Source organism: Planosporangium thailandense, assembly GCF_011947195.1.
GTDB classification, from domain to species: domain Bacteria; phylum Actinomycetota; class Actinomycetes; order Mycobacteriales; family Micromonosporaceae; genus Planosporangium; species Planosporangium thailandense.
The window spans coordinates 1-551 of sequence record NZ_JAATVY010000096.1 but is presented as its reverse complement, the minus strand read 5'-3'; the positions used below and the strand labels follow the sequence as shown (position 1 = coordinate 551).

Annotated in this window: 1 protein-coding gene; it reads left to right on the top strand. The window is 73.9% G+C overall.

Annotation, left to right across the window (positions count from 1 at the left end; all coding sequences use genetic code 11):
* A partial coding sequence (locus HC031_RS32290) for a sigma-70 family RNA polymerase sigma factor (protein ID WP_167929244.1) occupies positions 1–551 on the top strand: 551 nt, incomplete at both ends.

Here is a 551-nt window from a genome sequence, read left to right as displayed (position 1 = left end):
GCCAAGGCCTACGACCCCACCCGCGGCACCCCCTTCGGCAGCTTCGCCACCGCCCGCATCCGCGGCGCCCTGCTCGACGAGCTGCGCGGCCTGGACTGGGCCAGCCGCTCGGTACGCTCCCGCGCCCGCCGCATCGACACCGCCCAGCAGGAGCTCACCGCCACCCTCGGGCGCACCCCCACCACCGCCGAGCTCGCCGAAGCCCTCGGCGTGGGCATCGACGAGATCCAGGCCACCGACGACGACGTCCAGCGCGCCGTCGTGCTCAGCCTGCAGGGCTTCGCCGCCGGCACCGCCGAAGACCTCGTACCCGAACGCGCCGCCGGCCCCGAAGAGCTCATCCTGCACCGCGAGCGCATCGGCTACCTGCACCACGCCATCGAGGCCCTGCCCGAACGGCTGCGCCTGGTCATCTCCGCCTACTTCTTCGACGAGCGCCCCATGACCGAGATCGCCGCCGAGCTCGGCGTCACCGAGTCCCGGGTCTCCCAGCTGCGCGCCGAGGCCCTCGTACTGCTGCGCGACGGGCTCAACGCCCACCTCGACCCCGA